The organism is Mesorhizobium marinum, assembly GCF_040813675.1.
GTDB classification, from domain to species: Bacteria; Pseudomonadota; Alphaproteobacteria; order Rhizobiales; family Rhizobiaceae; genus Mesorhizobium_K; species Mesorhizobium_K marinum.
Genome location: NZ_JBFOCI010000001.1, coordinates 68,110 through 83,488, shown reverse-complemented (window position 1 = coordinate 83,488; position 15,379 = coordinate 68,110). Strand labels below are relative to the sequence as shown.

Annotated in this window: 16 protein-coding genes; 6 read left to right on the top strand and 10 right to left on the bottom strand. The window is 66.3% G+C overall.

What is annotated here, in order from left to right:
* Nucleotides 1–72: 72 nt before the first annotated feature.
* Nucleotides 73–741 carry a DUF1007 family protein gene (locus ABUE31_RS00375; protein ID WP_367721490.1) on the top strand — a complete coding sequence of 223 codons (669 nt, stop codon included), beginning with the start codon at nucleotides 73–75 and terminating at the stop codon, nucleotides 739–741.
* A 53-nt stretch (nucleotides 742–794) separates the two neighbouring features.
* Nucleotides 795–1,889 carry a nickel/cobalt transporter gene (locus ABUE31_RS00370; protein ID WP_367721489.1) on the top strand — a complete coding sequence of 365 codons (1,095 nt, stop codon included), beginning with the start codon at nucleotides 795–797 and terminating at the stop codon, nucleotides 1,887–1,889.
* A 13-nt stretch (nucleotides 1,890–1,902) separates the two neighbouring features.
* Here ABUE31_RS00370 and ABUE31_RS00365 read toward each other — a convergent pair whose 3' ends face one another.
* The 4 genes from ABUE31_RS00365 to ABUE31_RS00350 are packed head-to-tail and all read right to left on the bottom strand — an operon-like array spanning nucleotide 1,903 to nucleotide 4,677.
* Nucleotides 1,903–2,109 (bottom strand): hypothetical protein, encoded by a 207-nt coding sequence (locus tag ABUE31_RS00365; protein WP_367721488.1) that lies wholly within the window; start codon nucleotides 2,107–2,109, stop codon nucleotides 1,903–1,905.
* 52 nt (nucleotides 2,110–2,161) lie between these two features.
* Nucleotides 2,162–2,920 (bottom strand): SDR family oxidoreductase, encoded by a 759-nt coding sequence (locus ABUE31_RS00360; protein WP_367721487.1) that lies wholly within the window; start codon nucleotides 2,918–2,920, stop codon nucleotides 2,162–2,164.
* A 19-nt stretch (nucleotides 2,921–2,939) separates the two neighbouring features.
* Nucleotides 2,940–3,968 carry a cation diffusion facilitator family transporter gene (locus ABUE31_RS00355; protein ID WP_367721486.1) on the bottom strand — a complete coding sequence of 343 codons (1,029 nt, stop codon included), beginning with the start codon at nucleotides 3,966–3,968 and terminating at the stop codon, nucleotides 2,940–2,942.
* 28 nt (nucleotides 3,969–3,996) lie between these two features.
* A complete protein-coding gene (locus ABUE31_RS00350; RefSeq protein WP_437344070.1) occupies nucleotides 3,997–4,677 on the bottom strand; it encodes a GNAT family N-acetyltransferase in 681 nt (226 codons plus the stop codon).
* An 85-nt stretch (nucleotides 4,678–4,762) separates the two neighbouring features.
* Between ABUE31_RS00350 and ABUE31_RS00345 the strand changes: the two genes are divergently transcribed.
* The gene (locus ABUE31_RS00345; RefSeq protein WP_367721484.1) at nucleotides 4,763–5,971 is read left to right on the top strand and encodes a pyridoxal phosphate-dependent aminotransferase; all 1,209 of its coding nucleotides are present in this window, start codon (nucleotides 4,763–4,765) and stop codon (nucleotides 5,969–5,971) included.
* A gap of 18 nt (nucleotides 5,972–5,989) precedes the next feature.
* On the opposite strand, the gene ABUE31_RS00340 is transcribed toward ABUE31_RS00345, so the two are convergent.
* Nucleotides 5,990–6,616 carry a LysE family translocator gene (locus tag ABUE31_RS00340; RefSeq protein ID WP_367721483.1) on the bottom strand — a complete coding sequence of 209 codons (627 nt, stop codon included), beginning with the start codon at nucleotides 6,614–6,616 and terminating at the stop codon, nucleotides 5,990–5,992.
* A gap of 169 nt (nucleotides 6,617–6,785) precedes the next feature.
* Between ABUE31_RS00340 and ABUE31_RS00335 the strand changes: the two genes are divergently transcribed.
* Nucleotides 6,786–7,169: a YciI family protein gene (locus ABUE31_RS00335; RefSeq protein ID WP_367721482.1), complete on the top strand. Its 384-nt coding sequence runs from the start codon at nucleotides 6,786–6,788 to the stop codon at nucleotides 7,167–7,169.
* On the opposite strand, the gene ABUE31_RS00330 is transcribed toward ABUE31_RS00335, so the two are convergent.
* From ABUE31_RS00330 to trhO, 3 genes are all read right to left on the bottom strand, one after another.
* Nucleotides 7,166–7,933, bottom strand: coding sequence for an SDR family oxidoreductase (locus ABUE31_RS00330; protein WP_367721481.1), 768 nt, complete (start codon nucleotides 7,931–7,933; stop codon nucleotides 7,166–7,168). The genes ABUE31_RS00335 and ABUE31_RS00330 overlap by 4 nt on opposite strands.
* Before the next feature lie 238 nt (nucleotides 7,934–8,171).
* Complete coding sequence (locus ABUE31_RS00325) at nucleotides 8,172–8,948, bottom strand: tellurite resistance TerB family protein (protein WP_367721480.1); 777 nt, start codon at nucleotides 8,946–8,948, stop codon at nucleotides 8,172–8,174.
* A 125-nt stretch (nucleotides 8,949–9,073) separates the two neighbouring features.
* Nucleotides 9,074–9,997: an oxygen-dependent tRNA uridine(34) hydroxylase TrhO gene (gene trhO, locus ABUE31_RS00320; RefSeq protein ID WP_367721479.1), complete on the bottom strand. Its 924-nt coding sequence runs from the start codon at nucleotides 9,995–9,997 to the stop codon at nucleotides 9,074–9,076.
* A gap of 185 nt (nucleotides 9,998–10,182) precedes the next feature.
* On the opposite strand from trhO, the gene ABUE31_RS00315 reads away from it, so the two are divergent.
* Both ABUE31_RS00315 and ABUE31_RS00310 read left to right on the top strand, forming a co-directional pair.
* Nucleotides 10,183–11,070 (top strand): N-acetylmuramidase domain-containing protein, encoded by an 888-nt coding sequence (locus ABUE31_RS00315; protein WP_367721478.1) that lies wholly within the window; start codon nucleotides 10,183–10,185, stop codon nucleotides 11,068–11,070.
* Between the two features lie 79 nt (nucleotides 11,071–11,149).
* On the top strand, nucleotides 11,150–11,788 hold the full coding sequence (locus ABUE31_RS00310) for a 2-dehydro-3-deoxy-phosphogluconate aldolase (RefSeq protein WP_367721477.1): 639 nt from the start codon (nucleotides 11,150–11,152) through the stop codon (nucleotides 11,786–11,788).
* Nucleotides 11,789–11,863: 75 nt separating this feature from the next.
* On the opposite strand, the gene mepK is transcribed toward ABUE31_RS00310, so the two are convergent.
* Both mepK and ABUE31_RS00300 read right to left on the bottom strand, forming a co-directional pair.
* Nucleotides 11,864–13,504 carry a peptidoglycan L,D-endopeptidase MepK gene (mepK, locus tag ABUE31_RS00305; protein ID WP_496400973.1) on the bottom strand — a complete coding sequence of 547 codons (1,641 nt, stop codon included), beginning with the start codon at nucleotides 13,502–13,504 and terminating at the stop codon, nucleotides 11,864–11,866.
* A gap of 248 nt (nucleotides 13,505–13,752) precedes the next feature.
* Nucleotides 13,753–15,246, bottom strand: a complete 1,494-nt coding sequence (locus ABUE31_RS00300) for a sigma-54-dependent transcriptional regulator (RefSeq protein ID WP_367721475.1) — start codon at nucleotides 15,244–15,246, stop codon at nucleotides 13,753–13,755.
* Nucleotides 15,247–15,379: the final 133 nt, after the last annotated feature.

The following is a 15,379-nucleotide window of genomic DNA, read 5'->3' as shown; positions in this document are numbered from 1 at the left end:
GGTCCCAATTTCGCCGGGTTTATGGTGACCCTGTCGCGATCCTCCGGCGACAGCGAGCAGCACAGAAATCCGATGGCGACCGAAACGACGGCCCGTGGCGCATTTCCGAGGGCGTGGCTTCTGGCCCTGACCGCGCTGCTTGCGTCGACTGCGCCGGCCAGCGTTCACCCGCACGTCTTCGCCGAAGCGAGACTGGACGTCCTCGTCAATCCCGACAGCACGGTGAAGTCGCTGCGGCATCTGTGGCGGTTCGACGACCTGTTCTCCTCGACGGTCCTGGTCGAGTTCGACATGAACGGCGACCTGAGGCTCGACGACGCCGAGTTGCAGGAGATTTCGCAGACGGTCTACGCCTCGCTGGCCGACTTCAACTATTTCCAGCTGGTGACGGTTGACGGCAAGGACGTGGCTATGACGCCTCCGCCGCAACTGATGGCGAACTACGAAAACGACCAGCTCATCATCATGTTCGAATCCGAGCCGAAGGCGCCGCTTGCGCTGAAGGGCACGGTCGACTTCGGCATCTACGACCCGACCTTCTACACGGCGATCGACTTCACCGAGGACGAGAACATGGCCGTGCAGGGCCTGCCGGCGAGCTGCGCCCGCAAGGTGGTCCGGCCCGACCCGGACGAAGCGATCGCTCAGAACCAGGCGTCGCTGACCGATGCCTTCTTCAACGACCCCGCAGGCACCGACCTCAGCAAGATTTTCGCCACCAAGCTCGAACTGACTTGCTAGGCGGTGCCCGCCAGGCAGGCGCCGATACCGCAGCTCGGAGCAGAGGATACGCATTGAAAAAGACAACGATCCGCATCGTCTTCGGGTTGCTCGCACTGGCCTATGTGCTGAACCATTTCGTGGGCCATGCGCATGCGAGTTCGCTCGGCATCGGCACCAACGAGGCGACCGTGCCGTCGACCGGGCTCTTCGCGGGCTGGCTGAACTGGATCAACGTGCAGCAGCAGGCCTTCTACCGCGCTCTGACCGGCGCGCTGAAAGGCATGCGCGAGGACGGCGGCAAGCTCTGGGTGCTGGTCGGTCTTTCCTTCGCCTATGGCGTTTTCCACGCCGCCGGCCCGGGCCACGGCAAGGCCGTCATCTCCTCCTACATGCTGGCCAACGAAGTCGCCCTCAGGCGCGGCATCATGCTCTCCTTCGTCTCGGCCTTCCTGCAGGCGCTGACTGCGATCCTCATGATGGGACTGGTGTTCCTGGTTTTGCGCGGCACCGCCGTGTCGATGACCGACGCGACTTGGTTCCTCGAAGTGGCGAGCTACGTCCTGATCACGCTGTTCGGCGCATGGCTGCTCTGGCAAAAGGCGGGACCGAGGCTTGCCGGCCTCGTCGGCGCGCATCCGGCCCACAGCCTGTCGGCCGCGCACGCCCATGCGCACGCGCATCAGGAAGACCACCACCACCACCACCACGATCACGCCCATGCCCACCACGACCACAGCCATCACGGACACCACGATCACGGGCACGGCCACTCCCACGCCCCCGGCGAAGTCTGCGCGACCTGCGGGCACAGCCATGCGCCGGACCCGACGATGCTCTCGGGCGACCGCTTCAATTGGCGGACCGCTTGGTCGGCGGTCGTCGCCGTGGGGCTGCGGCCATGCTCGGGCGCGCTGATCGTGCTGACCTTCGCGTTCCTCAACGGGCTTTTCGTCGGCGGCGTGCTTTCCGTCATCGCCATGGCCATAGGCACGGCGATCACCGTATCGGCGCTGGCAACGGTCGCCGTCACCGCGAAGAACTGGGCGGTCGCCTTCGCCGGTGACGGTCGCATGGGCAACCGTGTCCACGCCGCGATCGAGATCGGCGGCGCGGGGCTGGTCTTCCTGCTTGGGCTGTTGCTGCTGAGCGCGAGCCTCGTAGGCTAGTTCCCGCCCCGGATCAGTCCCTGTTGTCCCGCCGGCTCCTGCCCCGCAGCCAGAACACCAGGAAGAATGCCGCGACGAACAGTATGGCGACGATGCCTGCCGCGACGGTGGAGAGATTGCCGACGGCGATCATGATCGTCGGCAGATAGTAGGCCCCGACGCCGAACACCGCGAGCAGGACCGCTGCGGCGATCGCAGCGCTTCGGTTTTCAGGGGTCATGGCAAGTCTCCACGAGTCGATACGCATTTCGCGGAGACGGCAGTTGGAATTGTCACAGCGAAAACCCGCCGTCGACGCTGATCACCGTACCGGTCGTGAACGCGGCTTCGTCGGATGCGAGGTAAACGACGACAGGGGCGATCTCGGCCGCGTCGGCGACGCGGCCCATCGGCTGGCGCTGCACGAACATCTCGAGCGCCTTCTCCTTGCTGCCCCATTCCTTGCCGAGCGTCTCGACGCGGTCTTCCCATGACGGCGAACGGAAGGTGCCCGGCGCAACCGCATTGCAGCGCAGGCCGTCGCGAATGAAGTCGGCGGCGACCGCCTTGGTCAGGCCGATAACGGCGGCCTTGCTGGCGCCGTAGGCGTAGCGGTTGGGAATACCGCGCACCGACGACGCTCCCGACGCGATGTTGACGATGGACGTCGTCTTGCCGGTCTCCCTGGCGCGCGCCAGCATGCCGGGCACGAATGCCTTGATGGTCCGGTGCATCGACTTCACGTTGAGGTCGAAGGAGAAATCCCAGTCCTTGTCGTCGGTGGTGAGCACCGTGCCGTGATGCACATAGCCGGCGACGTTGACCAGGATGTCGACCGGACCGATCTTGTCGGCATAGGCATCGACGGCCCTGGTGGAGAGCACGTCCAGCTTGGCCTTCTTGGCGCGCGCCAACCCCTCGAGCTTGTCGCGCGATATGTCCGATGCGTACACCGTCGCGCCCTCGGCGACGAGCGCCTCGGCGATCGCGCGCCCGATGCCCTGCCCCGCCGCCGTGACGACGGCGATCTTTCCCTTCAGCCTGCCTGCCATGATCGTTTTCCGATGACCCCTAGTGGAGATGACCCCGTGATGCGTCGGCGCAGGCGCCGAATTCCGCCTCCACCGTCGCATGGTCTATGCCATGTTTGCCAGCCAGGCGCGACTTGATCGCGGTGACTGCCTGGTGCGCGTCCGCGCCTTCTGCAAGGCAGGCGTGAAGCGTGGCCATGTGTTTCGAGCCATCCATCGACCAGACGTGCATGTGATGCACTTCGCGCACGGAGGCGACGCTGGTTTCAAGGTCGCGCGCGATGCCTTCGCGGTCGAGGTTCTCGGGAACCCCCTCGAGCAGCAGATTGCCGGCTTCGCGCACCAGCGACCAGGCGCTGCGGAAAAGCAGCACCGCAACCAGCGCCGACAGGATGGGGTCGATCAGGACCCAGCCGGTGAAGATGATGACAAGGGCAGCGGCGAGTGCGGCAACCGAGCCGAGCAGGTCGCCGACGACGTGCAGGATCGCCCCGCGCATGTTCAGGCTTTCGCGGTCGCCGCCATGCAGGACCAGGAACGCAGCGATGTTCACCACGAGGCCGAGCGCTGCGATCACGAGCATCGGCCCGCCGAGCACCGGCGCCGGGTCGCTGAGGCGGTGGAAGGCCTCGACGACGATCCACGCGCCGATGGCGAAGATGGCGATGCCGTTGGTGTAGGCGACCAGGGTCTTCACCCGGTCGAACCCGTAGGTCAGGCGCGCGGTCGCCTGGCGGCCAGCCAGATGGAACGCGTACCAGGCGAGCCCGAGCGAAATCGAATCGGTCAGCATGTGTCCGGCATCGGCAAGCAGGGCAAGCGAGCCGGTCAGCAGGCCGCCCAGCGCCTCGGCGACCATGAAGCCACCGGTCAGAAAAGCCGCGATGAGGACACGTGTCTTGTCGGTGGAGCCGTGGACGTGACCGAGCCCGTGCGAATGGCTCGCATGGTCGTGGCCATGGCCGCCATGGTGGTGCCCGTGTCCCTCCTGGTCATGAGCCTCGTGATCATGACCCGCGTGGCCGCGGTGATCGTGGTCATGCCCGCCACGTCCGGAAGAAGAAGCCACGAAGCACCCCTTGTAACGAAATAACCTTTCAGGCCAAAGACTTACGGAAGTCTTCCAGGCGCTGTTTCTGGTTTCCGTCACTATCAAAATTGGCCGGATCGAGCCAGCCCTCATATGCGCTTCTCAATGCCGGCCATTCCGGATCGATGATCGAGTACCAGGCGGTGTCGCGATTCTCGCCCTTGACGATCAGGTGCTGACGGAAGACGCCTTCGAAGGAAAAGCCGAAGCGCTCTGCCGCCCGCTTGGACGGTTCGTTGCGGTTGTTGCACTTCCATTCGTATCGGCGGTAGCCGAGGTCGTCGAAGACATATCTGGCGAACAGGAACTGCGCTTCGGTGGCGGCCGGCCTGCGCGCCACGAGCGAACCCCAGAGGATGTTGCCGATCTCGATGACGCCGTAGGTCGGGTCGATACGCATCAGTGTCTGGCGGCCGGCAACCTTGCCCGATGCCTTGTCGATCACGGCGAAGAAGAGCGGATCCTCGCTGGCCTCGGCCTTCTCCAGCCACGGCCCGAATGCGTCACGGCTTTCCGGCACGTGATCCGGCAGCCAGCGGAAGCGGTCCTGTTCGCCCTTGGCGACGGCTGCCTCGAACAGCCCGTCGCCGTGGAGCGCCGCCGAGAGCGGTTCAAGCCGCACATACCGGCCTTCGAGCGGCTTGCGTTCGGGGCGCGGGCGCGGCGTCCAGTTCCTGAGATCATCGATCAAGGCAGGCATCACTCCGGTTGACTTTGCTTCGCCACGCTCACAGAAACACCATCCTGGGATTAGCGCCAGATGTGGAGGAAAAATGCTCCAAACAGTCGCCGCCTTCGACCGGTTGGGCGAAGAAAACGCCTTTGCTGTTCTTGCCCGCGCCACTGCGCTCGCCGCCCAGGGCAAGGACGTCATCAACCTCGGCATCGGCCAGCCGGACTTCAAGACGCCCGGACACATCGTCGAGGCGGCTATCAAGGCGCTGCGGGACGGCCATCACGGCTACACGCCGGCGACAGGGCTGCTCGCCACCCGCGAGGCGGTGGCGCGCCGTACGCTGACCACGACCGGCGTCGAGGTGTCGCCGGAGACCGTCATGATCATGCCCGGCGGCAAGCCGACGATGTATGCGGCGATCGTCATGTTCGGCGAGCCCGGCGCCGAGATCATGTATCCCGACCCCGGCTTTCCCATCTACCGCTCGATGATCGAGTTCACCGGCGCGACCCCTGTGCCGGTCCCGATCCGCGAGGAGAACGGCTTTGCCTTCTCGGCGGACGAGACGCTGGCGCTGATCACCGACCGGACAAGGCTGATCATCCTCAACTCGCCGGCAAACCCGACCGGAGGCGTGACCCCGAGGAGCGAAATCGATAAGCTGGTGAAGGGGCTGGAGGAGCATCCCGACGTCGCCATCCTGTCGGACGAGATCTACGACGTGATGACCTATGACGGCGAAAGGCACACGTCGCTGCTGCAGTACCCGGAAGTCCGCGACCGGCTGATCGTTCTCAACGGTTGGTCGAAGACCTGGGCGATGACTGGATGGCGCATGGGCTGGTCGATCTGGCCGAACGGCGAGAAGAGCGCCAATCTCTACGACAAGGTGAGGAAACTCGCCGTCAACTGCTGGTCATGCGTCAACGCGCCCAGCCAGTTCGCCGGGATTGCGGCGATCGACGGGCCGCAGGACGACGTGGAGACGATGATGAAGGCCTTCGACCGGCGGCGAAAGGTCGTCGTCGAGGGACTGAACGACCTGCCCGGCGTCTCCTGCATCACGCCGAAGGGCGCGTTCTACGCATTCCCGAACGTGTCGGCTACCGGCTGGAAAGCCAAGAAGCTGGCCTCGGCGCTGCTCGACGAGACCGGTGTCGCGCTGATCGGCGGGCCGGACTTTGGAATCCTCGGCGAGGGCTACATCCGGCTCTCCTACGCCAACTCGGAAGAGAACATTCTGCGGGCGCTGGAACGGATGAAGGCCTTCCTGGAGCGGACCCGCAACCACAGCGGCGAAGCCTGAAACAGTCACGCCGCCGCGTTAGAGCCGTGCCGTCGCCAGCTTGAAGCCGGCAAACAGGAAAAAACAGCCCAGCCCGCCCTCGATCCACCGGCGCGCCCTCTGATAGGCGGCGCGCGCCGGCGCGGACGAGAGCAGAAGCGCGTAGGCGCCATGCCCGAGGAACGAGTTCAGGAAGGCGACCGCGACGAACAGCGCGACCACCGGCAGGGGCGCGTCGCCTACACCGCCCACGCTGGCGATGGCCAGCCAGAACATGATCGCCTTGGGGTTCGAGATCTGCAGCATGAAGCCGGCCAAACCGGTACGCCAGGCGCTTTCGCGCCCGACCTTGTCGACCGTGAGCCGAGGCGTCGAAGCCGCGTTGCGGAAAGCCTTGAAGGCCAGCCAGGCAAGATAGGCGGCGCCGGCCCAGCGCAGCGCATTCATCAGTTCGGCGACCTGGGCAAGGATCGCGGTGACGCCGGCCACCGTGGCGACCGAGAGCACGATCGACCCGCAGGCGACGCCGAAGGCGGTAACCAGCGACGCCAGCCGTCCACGCGTCGTCGCAACGCCCAGGATGAGCGCCACGCTCGGGCCGGGCGACAGGATGCCCATGGCCTGGATGGACCAAGCCAGGATCAATTGTGGCAGATAGTCAGCCATGTGCTTTCCTCGTTCAACTCATGCGCCCGAAATCGGGAGGCGGAAAGACCGCTAGCACGAGGCTGCTGACACCCTGGTGGCAGGATGGCCCGTCCGCGGTTTCCGACTGCGCGGCTCGCGCCCGCGATCCCGGCAATGCACCGCGTTCGAAAACCGGAGTCTGACCGCAATGCACTACGCAATCCTGGCCTATCACGTCGAACGGACCATCGAGCAGATGTCGCCCGCACAGGACGCCGCCCTCATGACCGAATTGCGCAAGGTAGACCGCCGGATGACGGCGGACGGAATGCTCGGCCCCGCAGCACGGCTCGACTTCACGCAATCGGCCCGCACGCTGAGGGACGGCATGGTCATCGACGGCCCGTTCGCCGAGACCAAGGAGCAGCTCCTGGGTTTCTACCTCGTCGACTGCGCCACGCATGATGAAGCCGTCGCTGCGGCGCGCGACCTCGGCCGCGCCAATCCGACAGCCGTCTACGAGATCCGCCCTGTCCTGCTCTACCTTCCCGGCGCGCCGCTGTCCGGCAGCGAAGCGGCGCAGCATGCCTAGCCGCGGCCGACGAACGGCATCTTGGTGGCCATCACCGTCATGAACAGCACGTTGGCGTCCGGCGGCAGGCTCGACATGTAGACCACGGCGTCGGCCACGCGCTGGACGTCCATCACAGCCTCGATCGCAGTCTCGCCGTTGGCCTGCGGCATGCCGGTCGTCATCGACCGCGCCATGTCCGTCAACGCGTTGCCGATGTCGATCTGGCCGCACGCGATGTCGAAGGGGCGCCCGTCGAGCGCCAGCGTCTTGGTGAGGCCGGTGATCGCGTGCTTGGTCGCCGTATAGGGCACCGATCCGGGCCGGGGGGCATGCGCCGAGATCGAGCCGTTGTTGATGATGCGCCCGCCCATCGGCGTCTGCCGGCGCATTGCAGCGAATGCCGCGCGGGCGATCAGGAACGAACCGGTCAGGTTGACGGCGACGACCTCGTTCCAAACCTCGACCGGCACCTCGTCGATCGTGGAGGTCTTGAAGCCGATGCCGGCATTGTTGAACACGAGGTCGACGCGCCCGAACGCGGCCTCGACTTCACGGAACAGCGCATCCACCTCGTCGGGCTTGGTAACGTCGCAGGCGACGGCGAGCGCTCTTGCCCCGCCATCGACCGAAGCGGCAGCCACCGCCTCGTCAAGCAGGTTCTTGCGGCGGCCGACGAAGACGGTGTTCCAGCCTTCCGCCAGAAGCGAGGCGGCCGTGGCCTTGCCGATGCCGGTGCCGGCGCCGGTGACGATCGCGGTCCTGCCGTTTGCGGGTTTTGCCATTCCGTCTTCCTCCGATTTTCAGAAGGCAACACATGGCAAAGGCGCGATGGCGAGGCAAGCGCGAAAGGCGGGTCTGCCCGGCAAAACAAGAAGGGCGGTCATTGGCGACCGCCCTCTAGTTCGCGGACCGTGCCTGGGAGGAGGAAGCAGATCCGACTTGGCGAATCATGCGCCCGATTGGTTAACCGAAGGTTAACGGATGTATTCCGCAGGGTACCGCAACCTGCCCGTGCATGCGCTACCAGCGCATGCGGCCGGAGTCGGGAATCGGAGGCACCGAGCCGCGCGACGTGCCGCCGGCATCGACGGGCGCCGGTTCCTTGGCGGCCGACACGGTGGCCTCGACATGGTCGACAAGTGCATCGGGCAACTGGAGCCGGCCGGCCAGCAGGTCGAGATAGCCGCGCTCGGCGCGCGAGTCCGGCTCGATGGTCAGGCGCGAGGCCGTGTAGAGCTCGACGCGCTGCGCCTCGGTCCTGGCCAGCGAGACGAGTTCGTCGAGATCGAGAGGCTTTTCCAGCTCTTCGCGCAGGAAGGCGGCCGCCTCCGCGCCAAGGCCGGCCAGCGCCAGCCGGTCGCCGATCTTCTTCCGCTCGTCGTCATCGATGTGGCCGTCGGCCTTGGCCGCCGCGATCATCGCCCGGATCAGCGCGAGCGAGAACTCCGCCTCCCCCTGCGGCGCGCTGGCCGGATGAAACTCGTTGTCGGAGGGTGGCGGCAGCAGTTCGGGCTGGCCCTGCGGCGGTTCCGCGCCCGGCTGGTTGCCCTTCTGGTAGTTCTGGTAGGCCTTGTAGGCAAGGCCGGCGACGGCGGCGAGCCCGCCCACCTTCAGGGCAGAGCCGGTTACCTTGCGGCCGGCGCCGGTGCCCAGCAGCACCGCGACCAGCGCGCCGGCTGCCAGCGGATTGTCCCTGGCCATCTGGGCGGCCTGGCCGGCCTTGTCGCGCACGGTGGATTCCGTGCCGGGTATCTTCGAGCCGAGCAGGTCGTCGAGCAGCTTCTTTGGGTCGAACATCAGGGCCTCCACGGTTTCGGTGATGGTGAGGTAGGCGCTGCCGGCGACATTACAATGACCCCTGGCGATTTTCGCGGTCTGGCCTCGGCCACCCGGGATCACCTGGCGGCACGGCCGCTCGCGCGTCAGCTGCCGATATGCGGGCCGTCGCCGCGCGACGCGGCAAGCGCGACCTGGCGATGGCGCTCGGCGTAGCGCGCGCGATCCTCGTCGGACCGCTCGTCGTGGCACGCCTCGCAGGACACACCTTCGCGGAATTTCGGCGACAGCCGGTCGGCCGCCGTGAGCGGACGCCGACAGGCGCGGCAGAGCTCCGCCTCGCCAACCTCGAGCCCATGCGCCACGGATACCCGCTCGTCGAAGACGAAGCATTCGCCCCGCCACAGGCTTTCTTCCGCCGGCACGTCCTCCAGGTATTTCAGGATCCCGCCCTTGAGGTGGAACACGTCTTCCATGCCGCGCGAGCGCAGGTAGGCGGTCGCCTTCTCGCAGCGGATGCCACCGGTGCAGAACATGGCGATCTTGCGGCCGGCAAGTTCGTCGCGATGGCGCTCGATCCAGGCGGGAAAGTCGCGAAAGCTGGCCGTGCCGGGATCGATCGCCCCGGCGAAGCTGCCGAGCTTCACCTCGTAGTCGTTGCGGGTGTCGATCACGACCGTGCCGGGATCGGCGATCAGGGCGTTCCAGTCGCCCGGCGCGACATAGGCGCCCGCGTCCGCCAGCGGATCGATATCCGCAACGCCCATCGTCACGATTTCCTGCTTCAATCGCACCTTCATGCGGTGGAACGGCATGTTTTCAGCGGTGCTGTACTTGACGTCGAGCCCGGCAAACGCCGGCATCGCATCGAGGTGGGCGATAAGTTCGGCGATGGCCGCTTCACTTCCGGCAACGGTGCCGTTGATGCCTTCACGCGCCAGCAGGAGCGTACCCTTGATCCCCCGGGCACAGCAGAACGCGGCAAGCGGCGCGTGCAACTCCTCGTGGCGCTCGAGCCGGACAAAGCGGTAGAGCGCCGCGACGCGGAATGCGGGCGTGGATGAATTCATGCGCCCGCCGGTACAGCGTCGATGCGGCGTTTTCAAGATCGCGGCCGGAAACCACGTGCTTTCAGCACTTTGCCTGGCGTCGCCCGGAAGAATGTCGAACGGGTTGCGCCAATTTCGCCGGCCATTTTGTCCACCCTGGGCCGTCGTCGGCGACATTGAGGCGCGCAACGGAGCACGGACCAAGAATGTTCTCAAAGGCGACAGCGGACGAGATCGCGGAAGTGGCGGCGGAATTCGGCATCGAGGCGGCGGCGCTGCTCGCGGTCGCGGAGGTGGAGAGCGGCGGCTCGGCATTCGCCTCGATCGGCGGACGACAAGAACCAATGATCCGGTTCGAGGGTCACTATTTCGACCGTTGCCTTTCGGGCGATGCGCGCGCCGTTGCCCGCGCGGCGGGCCTCGCCTCCCCCGTCGCCGGCGCGGTCGCCAATCCGGCGTCGCAGGCTGCACGATGGCGAATGCTGGAACGCGCCGCGGCGATCGACCGGAAGGCGGCCTACGAATCGACGTCTTGGGGGCTCGGCCAGGTGATGGGCGCGCATTGGGCTTGGCTGGGCTTCGAGAACGTCGACAGGCTGGTCGCCGAAGCCCGCGCAGGGACGGCTGGCCAGACCCGACTCATGGCGCGCTTCATCGTCAAGGCCGGCCTTGCCGATGCTTTGAAGCGGCACGACTGGAGCGCGTTCGCGCGCGGCTACAATGGGCCGGGGTACCGGCGGAACGCCTATCATGCCAAGCTGGCGGCAGCGCATCGGCGTCATCTGTCCGACACGCGCAAGGGGATGGTCGAACCTGCCGCCCCCGCGCAACTCACCCTGCATATTGGCGCTCGCGGCGCAGCCGTTCGCGACTTGCAGCGGCAACTGGCGGCACTCGGCTACCCAGTGGCGCCGGACGGCATCTTCGGACCGGACACGGAGACCGCGTTGCGCGCATTCCAGCGCGATCACGGCCTGATCGCCGACGGCATGGCCGGGCCACGGACTTGCCGGGCGATCATGGCGGCGCTGCCGTTGGAAGCCTGGTGGCGCCGTACCTGGCGGATGCTGTCCGGATGGTTCGGGCGCATGTGAGCGTCGTCGCCCGAGCCTTCATGGACTCACCGCAACCGTTCTGCTAACCGATTGAAATTCCGCATCCGCAGAGTGACCAATGTCCAAATCCGAAAAGCTCATCTCCCTGCTCGGCGGCCAGCCCGTCATTCCCGTGATCAAGATCAAGAACGCGGCCGACGCCGTGCCGCTTGCCCGCGCGCTCGCCGCGGGGGGCTTGAGAATGATCGAGATCACCTTGCGCACCAAGGATGCGCTGGAGGCGATCCGTCGCGTTGCCAACGAGGTCGAGGATGCTGTGGTCGGCGCGGGCACGGTGCTGAATCCCAGGCAATTCGACGAGGCGGCTGCTGCCGGCTCGAAGTTCATCGTGAGCCCGGGTCTCACGGGCAGCCTGATTTCGGCCGCGGCCGGCAGCGAGGTGCCGCTGCTGCCCGGCACCATCACCCCGGGCGAAATCATGACGGCGCTGGAAGCCGGCATCGACTTCCTGAAGTTCTTCCCGGCCGAGCAGGCAGGCGGCACGACCTTCCTGAGATCGCTGGCCTCGCCGCTGGCGGCGGCTCGCTTCTGCCCGACCGGCGGCATCTCCGCGCTCAACGCCGAGGAGTATCTCGCCGTGCCCAACGTCGTCTGCGTCGGCGGCTCCTGGGTCGCTCCGGACGACATGATCCGCGAGGGCAAGTGGGACGTGATCGAGTCGCTCGCCCGGCAGGCGAGCGGCCTCAAACCCGCCTGACGCGCAGTCGCCCCAGGTCCATCAACGAAAATGGCCGCCCCGGGGGCGGCCATTTTTCTGTTCAGTGGTCGAGGATCAGTTCGTCTCGAAGCGGGCGACCGGCATGAAGCTGACGGCCTTGCCGGTGAAGCGGGCGGCGTCGGCAATCACCGTGTCGCGCTGGAAGCCGGTCGCGTAGACCTGGTCGGGCACGCTCCGCACCATCAGGTGGGCAACGGCGGGCGCCTTGCTGTCATAGGCGAGCGCGGCGTCCGCGCCGAGCGCCCAGCGCGCCGCTTCCGGCTGCGCGGCGACCACCTGCGGCTTCGGGGCCGGCTTGGTGGCGCCGACATGGGCCCGGTCAGACTTGTCTGTGGTCTTGGTGCGGCCTTCCGGCGTGGCGACGACGCGCGACTTCTTGGAGAGGACTGCAACGGCTTCGTCGAGGCCGTCGGAGTTGGACAGCACCGCCAGCCGGCGGCTGTTTTCGCCGAGCGCCGCCTCGAGGTCGCCTTCCTGCGAGGTCGTCAGGCCGGCGAGCGAAACCTCCTCGACCTGCGGGCGGCCGTCATCCGGCTGCGCGAGTGCGAGGAGCGAACCAGACTCGCCCCTGTCGGGCCGCCAGTTCGGCAACGGAATGTCCGCGTCCTCGCCGTATTCGTCATCTATGCCTTCCGAGGCCATGCCGAACGGAATGTTGTCGGGCTGCTCGGCGTCGCTGAGCGCCCTTTCGACCGCCGCCGTTCCGACATCGACCTGCGGACGCGGCGCGAAGGCCGGCAGCGGGATCTCGCGGACGGGCAGCGCGGCGATGATGGTCTCCGGCGTCTCGTCGACGCTTTCTGCTTCGTCGAACGGGATGCTGGCCGGGTTGGCCTCGTCGGGCGGAACGATGCGGATATCACCCGACGGCCGGGGCGCTTCCGCAGCCGGGGCCGAAGCGACCACGGTGCCACTCTCGCTGTTGTCCTCTTCCTCGTCGGCGCCGCCGCCGAAGAGCCGGGCCAGCAGGCCGCCGGAGCGGCCCGTCTTGGTCGGCGCGGCCGAAGCCAGCGCAAGCGCCGTCGTGCCGTTCTTCTTGCGCGCCTCGTAGGAGGCGACCGCCTGCTCATAGCCTGGCAGCGGCTTGCCGTCGGAGGGCACATGCAGCGTCTTGCCGTTCGGGAACACGCTGACCAGTTCCTTGCGGCTCATGCGCGGCCAGTGGCGAACGCTGCCGACGTCGAGATGCACGAAGGGAGAACCGGAACGCGGATAGTAGCCGACGCCGCCCGTCTGCATCCTTAGGCCGGTGTCGCGCAGTTGCTTCAGCGGCACCCCGGGAATGTAGAAGTCCATCGCCTTGCCGAGCATGTGCTGGCTCTTGTTGGCGACGCCCTTCGAGCGCTTGCGCAGCATCGAGTTGGTGGCCGGCGAACGATAGGCGGACACGACGTGAATGTAGTCCTTGGCGCCGACCGCGCGGTAGGTTTCCCAGACCAGGTCGAGCAGGCGCGGATCCATCTTGGTAGGCTCGTTGCGCCGCCAGTCGCGGAGGAAATTGTTGATCTGGCGCAGACCGGCCTGGTCGTAGCGGCCGTTGCGCTTGAACGTGATCTCGGCGCGTTCCTTGGTGTGGACGAAATAGAGCTTGAGGGTGCGCGTCTCAGCCTGTGCGGCGGGGATGGCCAGCGCCATCACGCCCAGCGCAACCATGAACCCGGTCAGCCATCTTGGCCAGATCGCCGTCTTAACAATCGGCCGTTTGGGTCGGTCTGCTCTCGTCAAATCAAATGGCCTTGCAGGCTGCCGTTTGTCCCCGGAGATGACGAACGGATGCGTTAGCGGTACATCCGAATATCGATCCTAATGGTTAATCCCCGCTTATTGAAGTCGAAATGCGGTAAGACCGTGGCGATAATGAGGTCGCGGCCGGCCCACCGGAATCTTGGTAAACCGCGGGTTTAAATCAAATGCTGCGGAGCGGCTGGCGCATGGACGGCCGATCAGCTGGCGGCCGACCCGTTCGGCCTGCCGTCTTCAGGATCGATACCATGTTCCTTGAGCTTCCTGTAGAGCGTCGATCGCCCTATCCCCAGCCGCCGCGCGACCTCGCTCATCTGGCCGCGGTAGTGCTCGATGGCGAGCTTGATCATCTCGAGCTCGACCGCTGCCAGCGAGCGCACGTTTCCGCGCTCGTCGAGCGCCTCCAGCATGCCTGAGGGCCGCAGCGTGACGGGCGGCTCGACAACCTGCGGCGTAGCAGCCGTCTGCGCCGGCGCCGATTCGTCGCCGCCGAGATCGACGGATCCCTCGACCTGGGCGCGGATCTGGGGAAACTCCTCCTCCGTCAGGACATCGCCCTCGCACAGCACGGAAGCCCGGAAAACCGCGTTCTCCAGTTGCCTGATGTTGCCCGGCCAGTCATAGGCCTCGAGCATGGCGAGCGCGCGCTCGGAGATTGCATTGATGCGCGGCGCGCCCCCCCGCCCCGCCGTCACGCGTGCCATGAAATGGCGCACCAGATGCGCGATGTCGGCGCGGCGTTCGCGCAATGGCGGCACGACGATCGGGTAGACGTTGAGGCGGTAGAACAGGTCCTCGCGGAACTTGCCGTCCTTGACCTGCTGCAGGAGGTCGCGGTGGGTGGCGGAGATCAGGCGGATATCGACCTTGAGCGTCGACTTGCCGCCGACCGGATCGACCTCGCCGTCCTGCACGGCGCGCAACAGCTTGACCTGAACGTCAAGCGGAAGATCCCCGATCTCGTCGAGAAAGAGCGTGCCGCCATGCGCTTCGACAAACTTTCCGGTGTGCTTCTCGGTCGCACCCGTGAATGAGCCCTTTTCGTGGCCGAAAAGGATCGATTCGACCAGATTTTCGGGGATGGCGCCGCAATTCACCGTAACGAACGGCTTCGCGCGCCGTTCGCCCGATCCCTGGATGGCCCGGGCGACGAGTTCCTTGCCGACGCCCGATTCGCCCTCGATCAGGATCGGGATGTCGGACCCCGCGGCCTTCTGCGCCAGCCGGATCACCTTGTCCATCGCCGGGCTTCTCGTGACGATGTCCTTGAAGCTGACGGCGCCCGCCTTCTTGCGCGAACGCCTGGCGTCCTCGCCGAGCGCCTCGACTTTCAGCGCGTTGGCGATGGCGGTACGCAGCCGCTCCGGCGAGGCGGGCTTGACGACGAAGTCGAAGGCGCCGTTGCGCATCGCCGTGACGACGGTGTCGATGCCGCCCTGGGCGGTCTGCACGATGACCGGGGTGCGCATGTCGCGCTCGCGCATCGCCTCGAGCACGCCTATGCCGTCGATGCCGGGCATGGCGAGGTCGAGGACGACCGCCGAAATCGCCGAACCCGCGGCCGAATCCAGCGTGGCAAGGGCGGCCTCGCCGCCGTCCGCGAGCACCGGTTCGTAGCCGAAACGCGTGACGGCCGCCTGCAGCAAGCGGCGCTGGACCGGATCGTCATCGACTATGAGTATGGAACCTGCCATGAGAGATCGGTATTGAAGCCCTGTCTGGCGCCGGGTCGAACTGTGGCTGGATCAACTTGGCACAGGCTTCTAAACAACGGTTCAAAAAAGCCGGTGAACGAAGTCTTTAGACTTTTCACCGTTTCGAGCGGAA

Excerpts from the sequence above, each read along its gene's own strand:
- ABUE31_RS00325 (WP_367721480.1), bottom strand. The coding sequence starts at position 8,948 with ATGTTCGACCCAAAGAAGCTGCTCGACGACCTGCTCGGCTCGAAGATA.
- ABUE31_RS00360 (WP_367721487.1), bottom strand. The coding sequence starts at position 2,920 with ATGGCAGGCAGGCTGAAGGGAAAGATCGCCGTCGTCACGGCGGCGGGG.
- ABUE31_RS00375 (WP_367721490.1), top strand. The coding sequence starts at position 73 with ATGGCGACCGAAACGACGGCCCGTGGCGCATTTCCGAGGGCGTGGCTT.
- ABUE31_RS00335 (WP_367721482.1), top strand. The coding sequence starts at position 6,786 with ATGCACTACGCAATCCTGGCCTATCACGTCGAACGGACCATCGAGCAG.
- trhO (WP_367721479.1), bottom strand. The coding sequence starts at position 9,997 with ATGAATTCATCCACGCCCGCATTCCGCGTCGCGGCGCTCTACCGCTTT.
- ABUE31_RS00300 (WP_367721475.1), bottom strand. The coding sequence starts at position 15,246 with ATGGCAGGTTCCATACTCATAGTCGATGACGATCCGGTCCAGCGCCGC.
- ABUE31_RS00365 (WP_367721488.1), bottom strand. The coding sequence starts at position 2,109 with ATGACCCCTGAAAACCGAAGCGCTGCGATCGCCGCAGCGGTCCTGCTC.
- ABUE31_RS00310 (WP_367721477.1), top strand. The coding sequence starts at position 11,150 with ATGTCCAAATCCGAAAAGCTCATCTCCCTGCTCGGCGGCCAGCCCGTC.
- ABUE31_RS00315 (WP_367721478.1), top strand. The coding sequence starts at position 10,183 with ATGTTCTCAAAGGCGACAGCGGACGAGATCGCGGAAGTGGCGGCGGAA.
- ABUE31_RS00340 (WP_367721483.1), bottom strand. The coding sequence starts at position 6,616 with ATGGCTGACTATCTGCCACAATTGATCCTGGCTTGGTCCATCCAGGCC.
- ABUE31_RS00345 (WP_367721484.1), top strand. The coding sequence starts at position 4,763 with ATGCTCCAAACAGTCGCCGCCTTCGACCGGTTGGGCGAAGAAAACGCC.
- ABUE31_RS00330 (WP_367721481.1), bottom strand. The coding sequence starts at position 7,933 with ATGGCAAAACCCGCAAACGGCAGGACCGCGATCGTCACCGGCGCCGGC.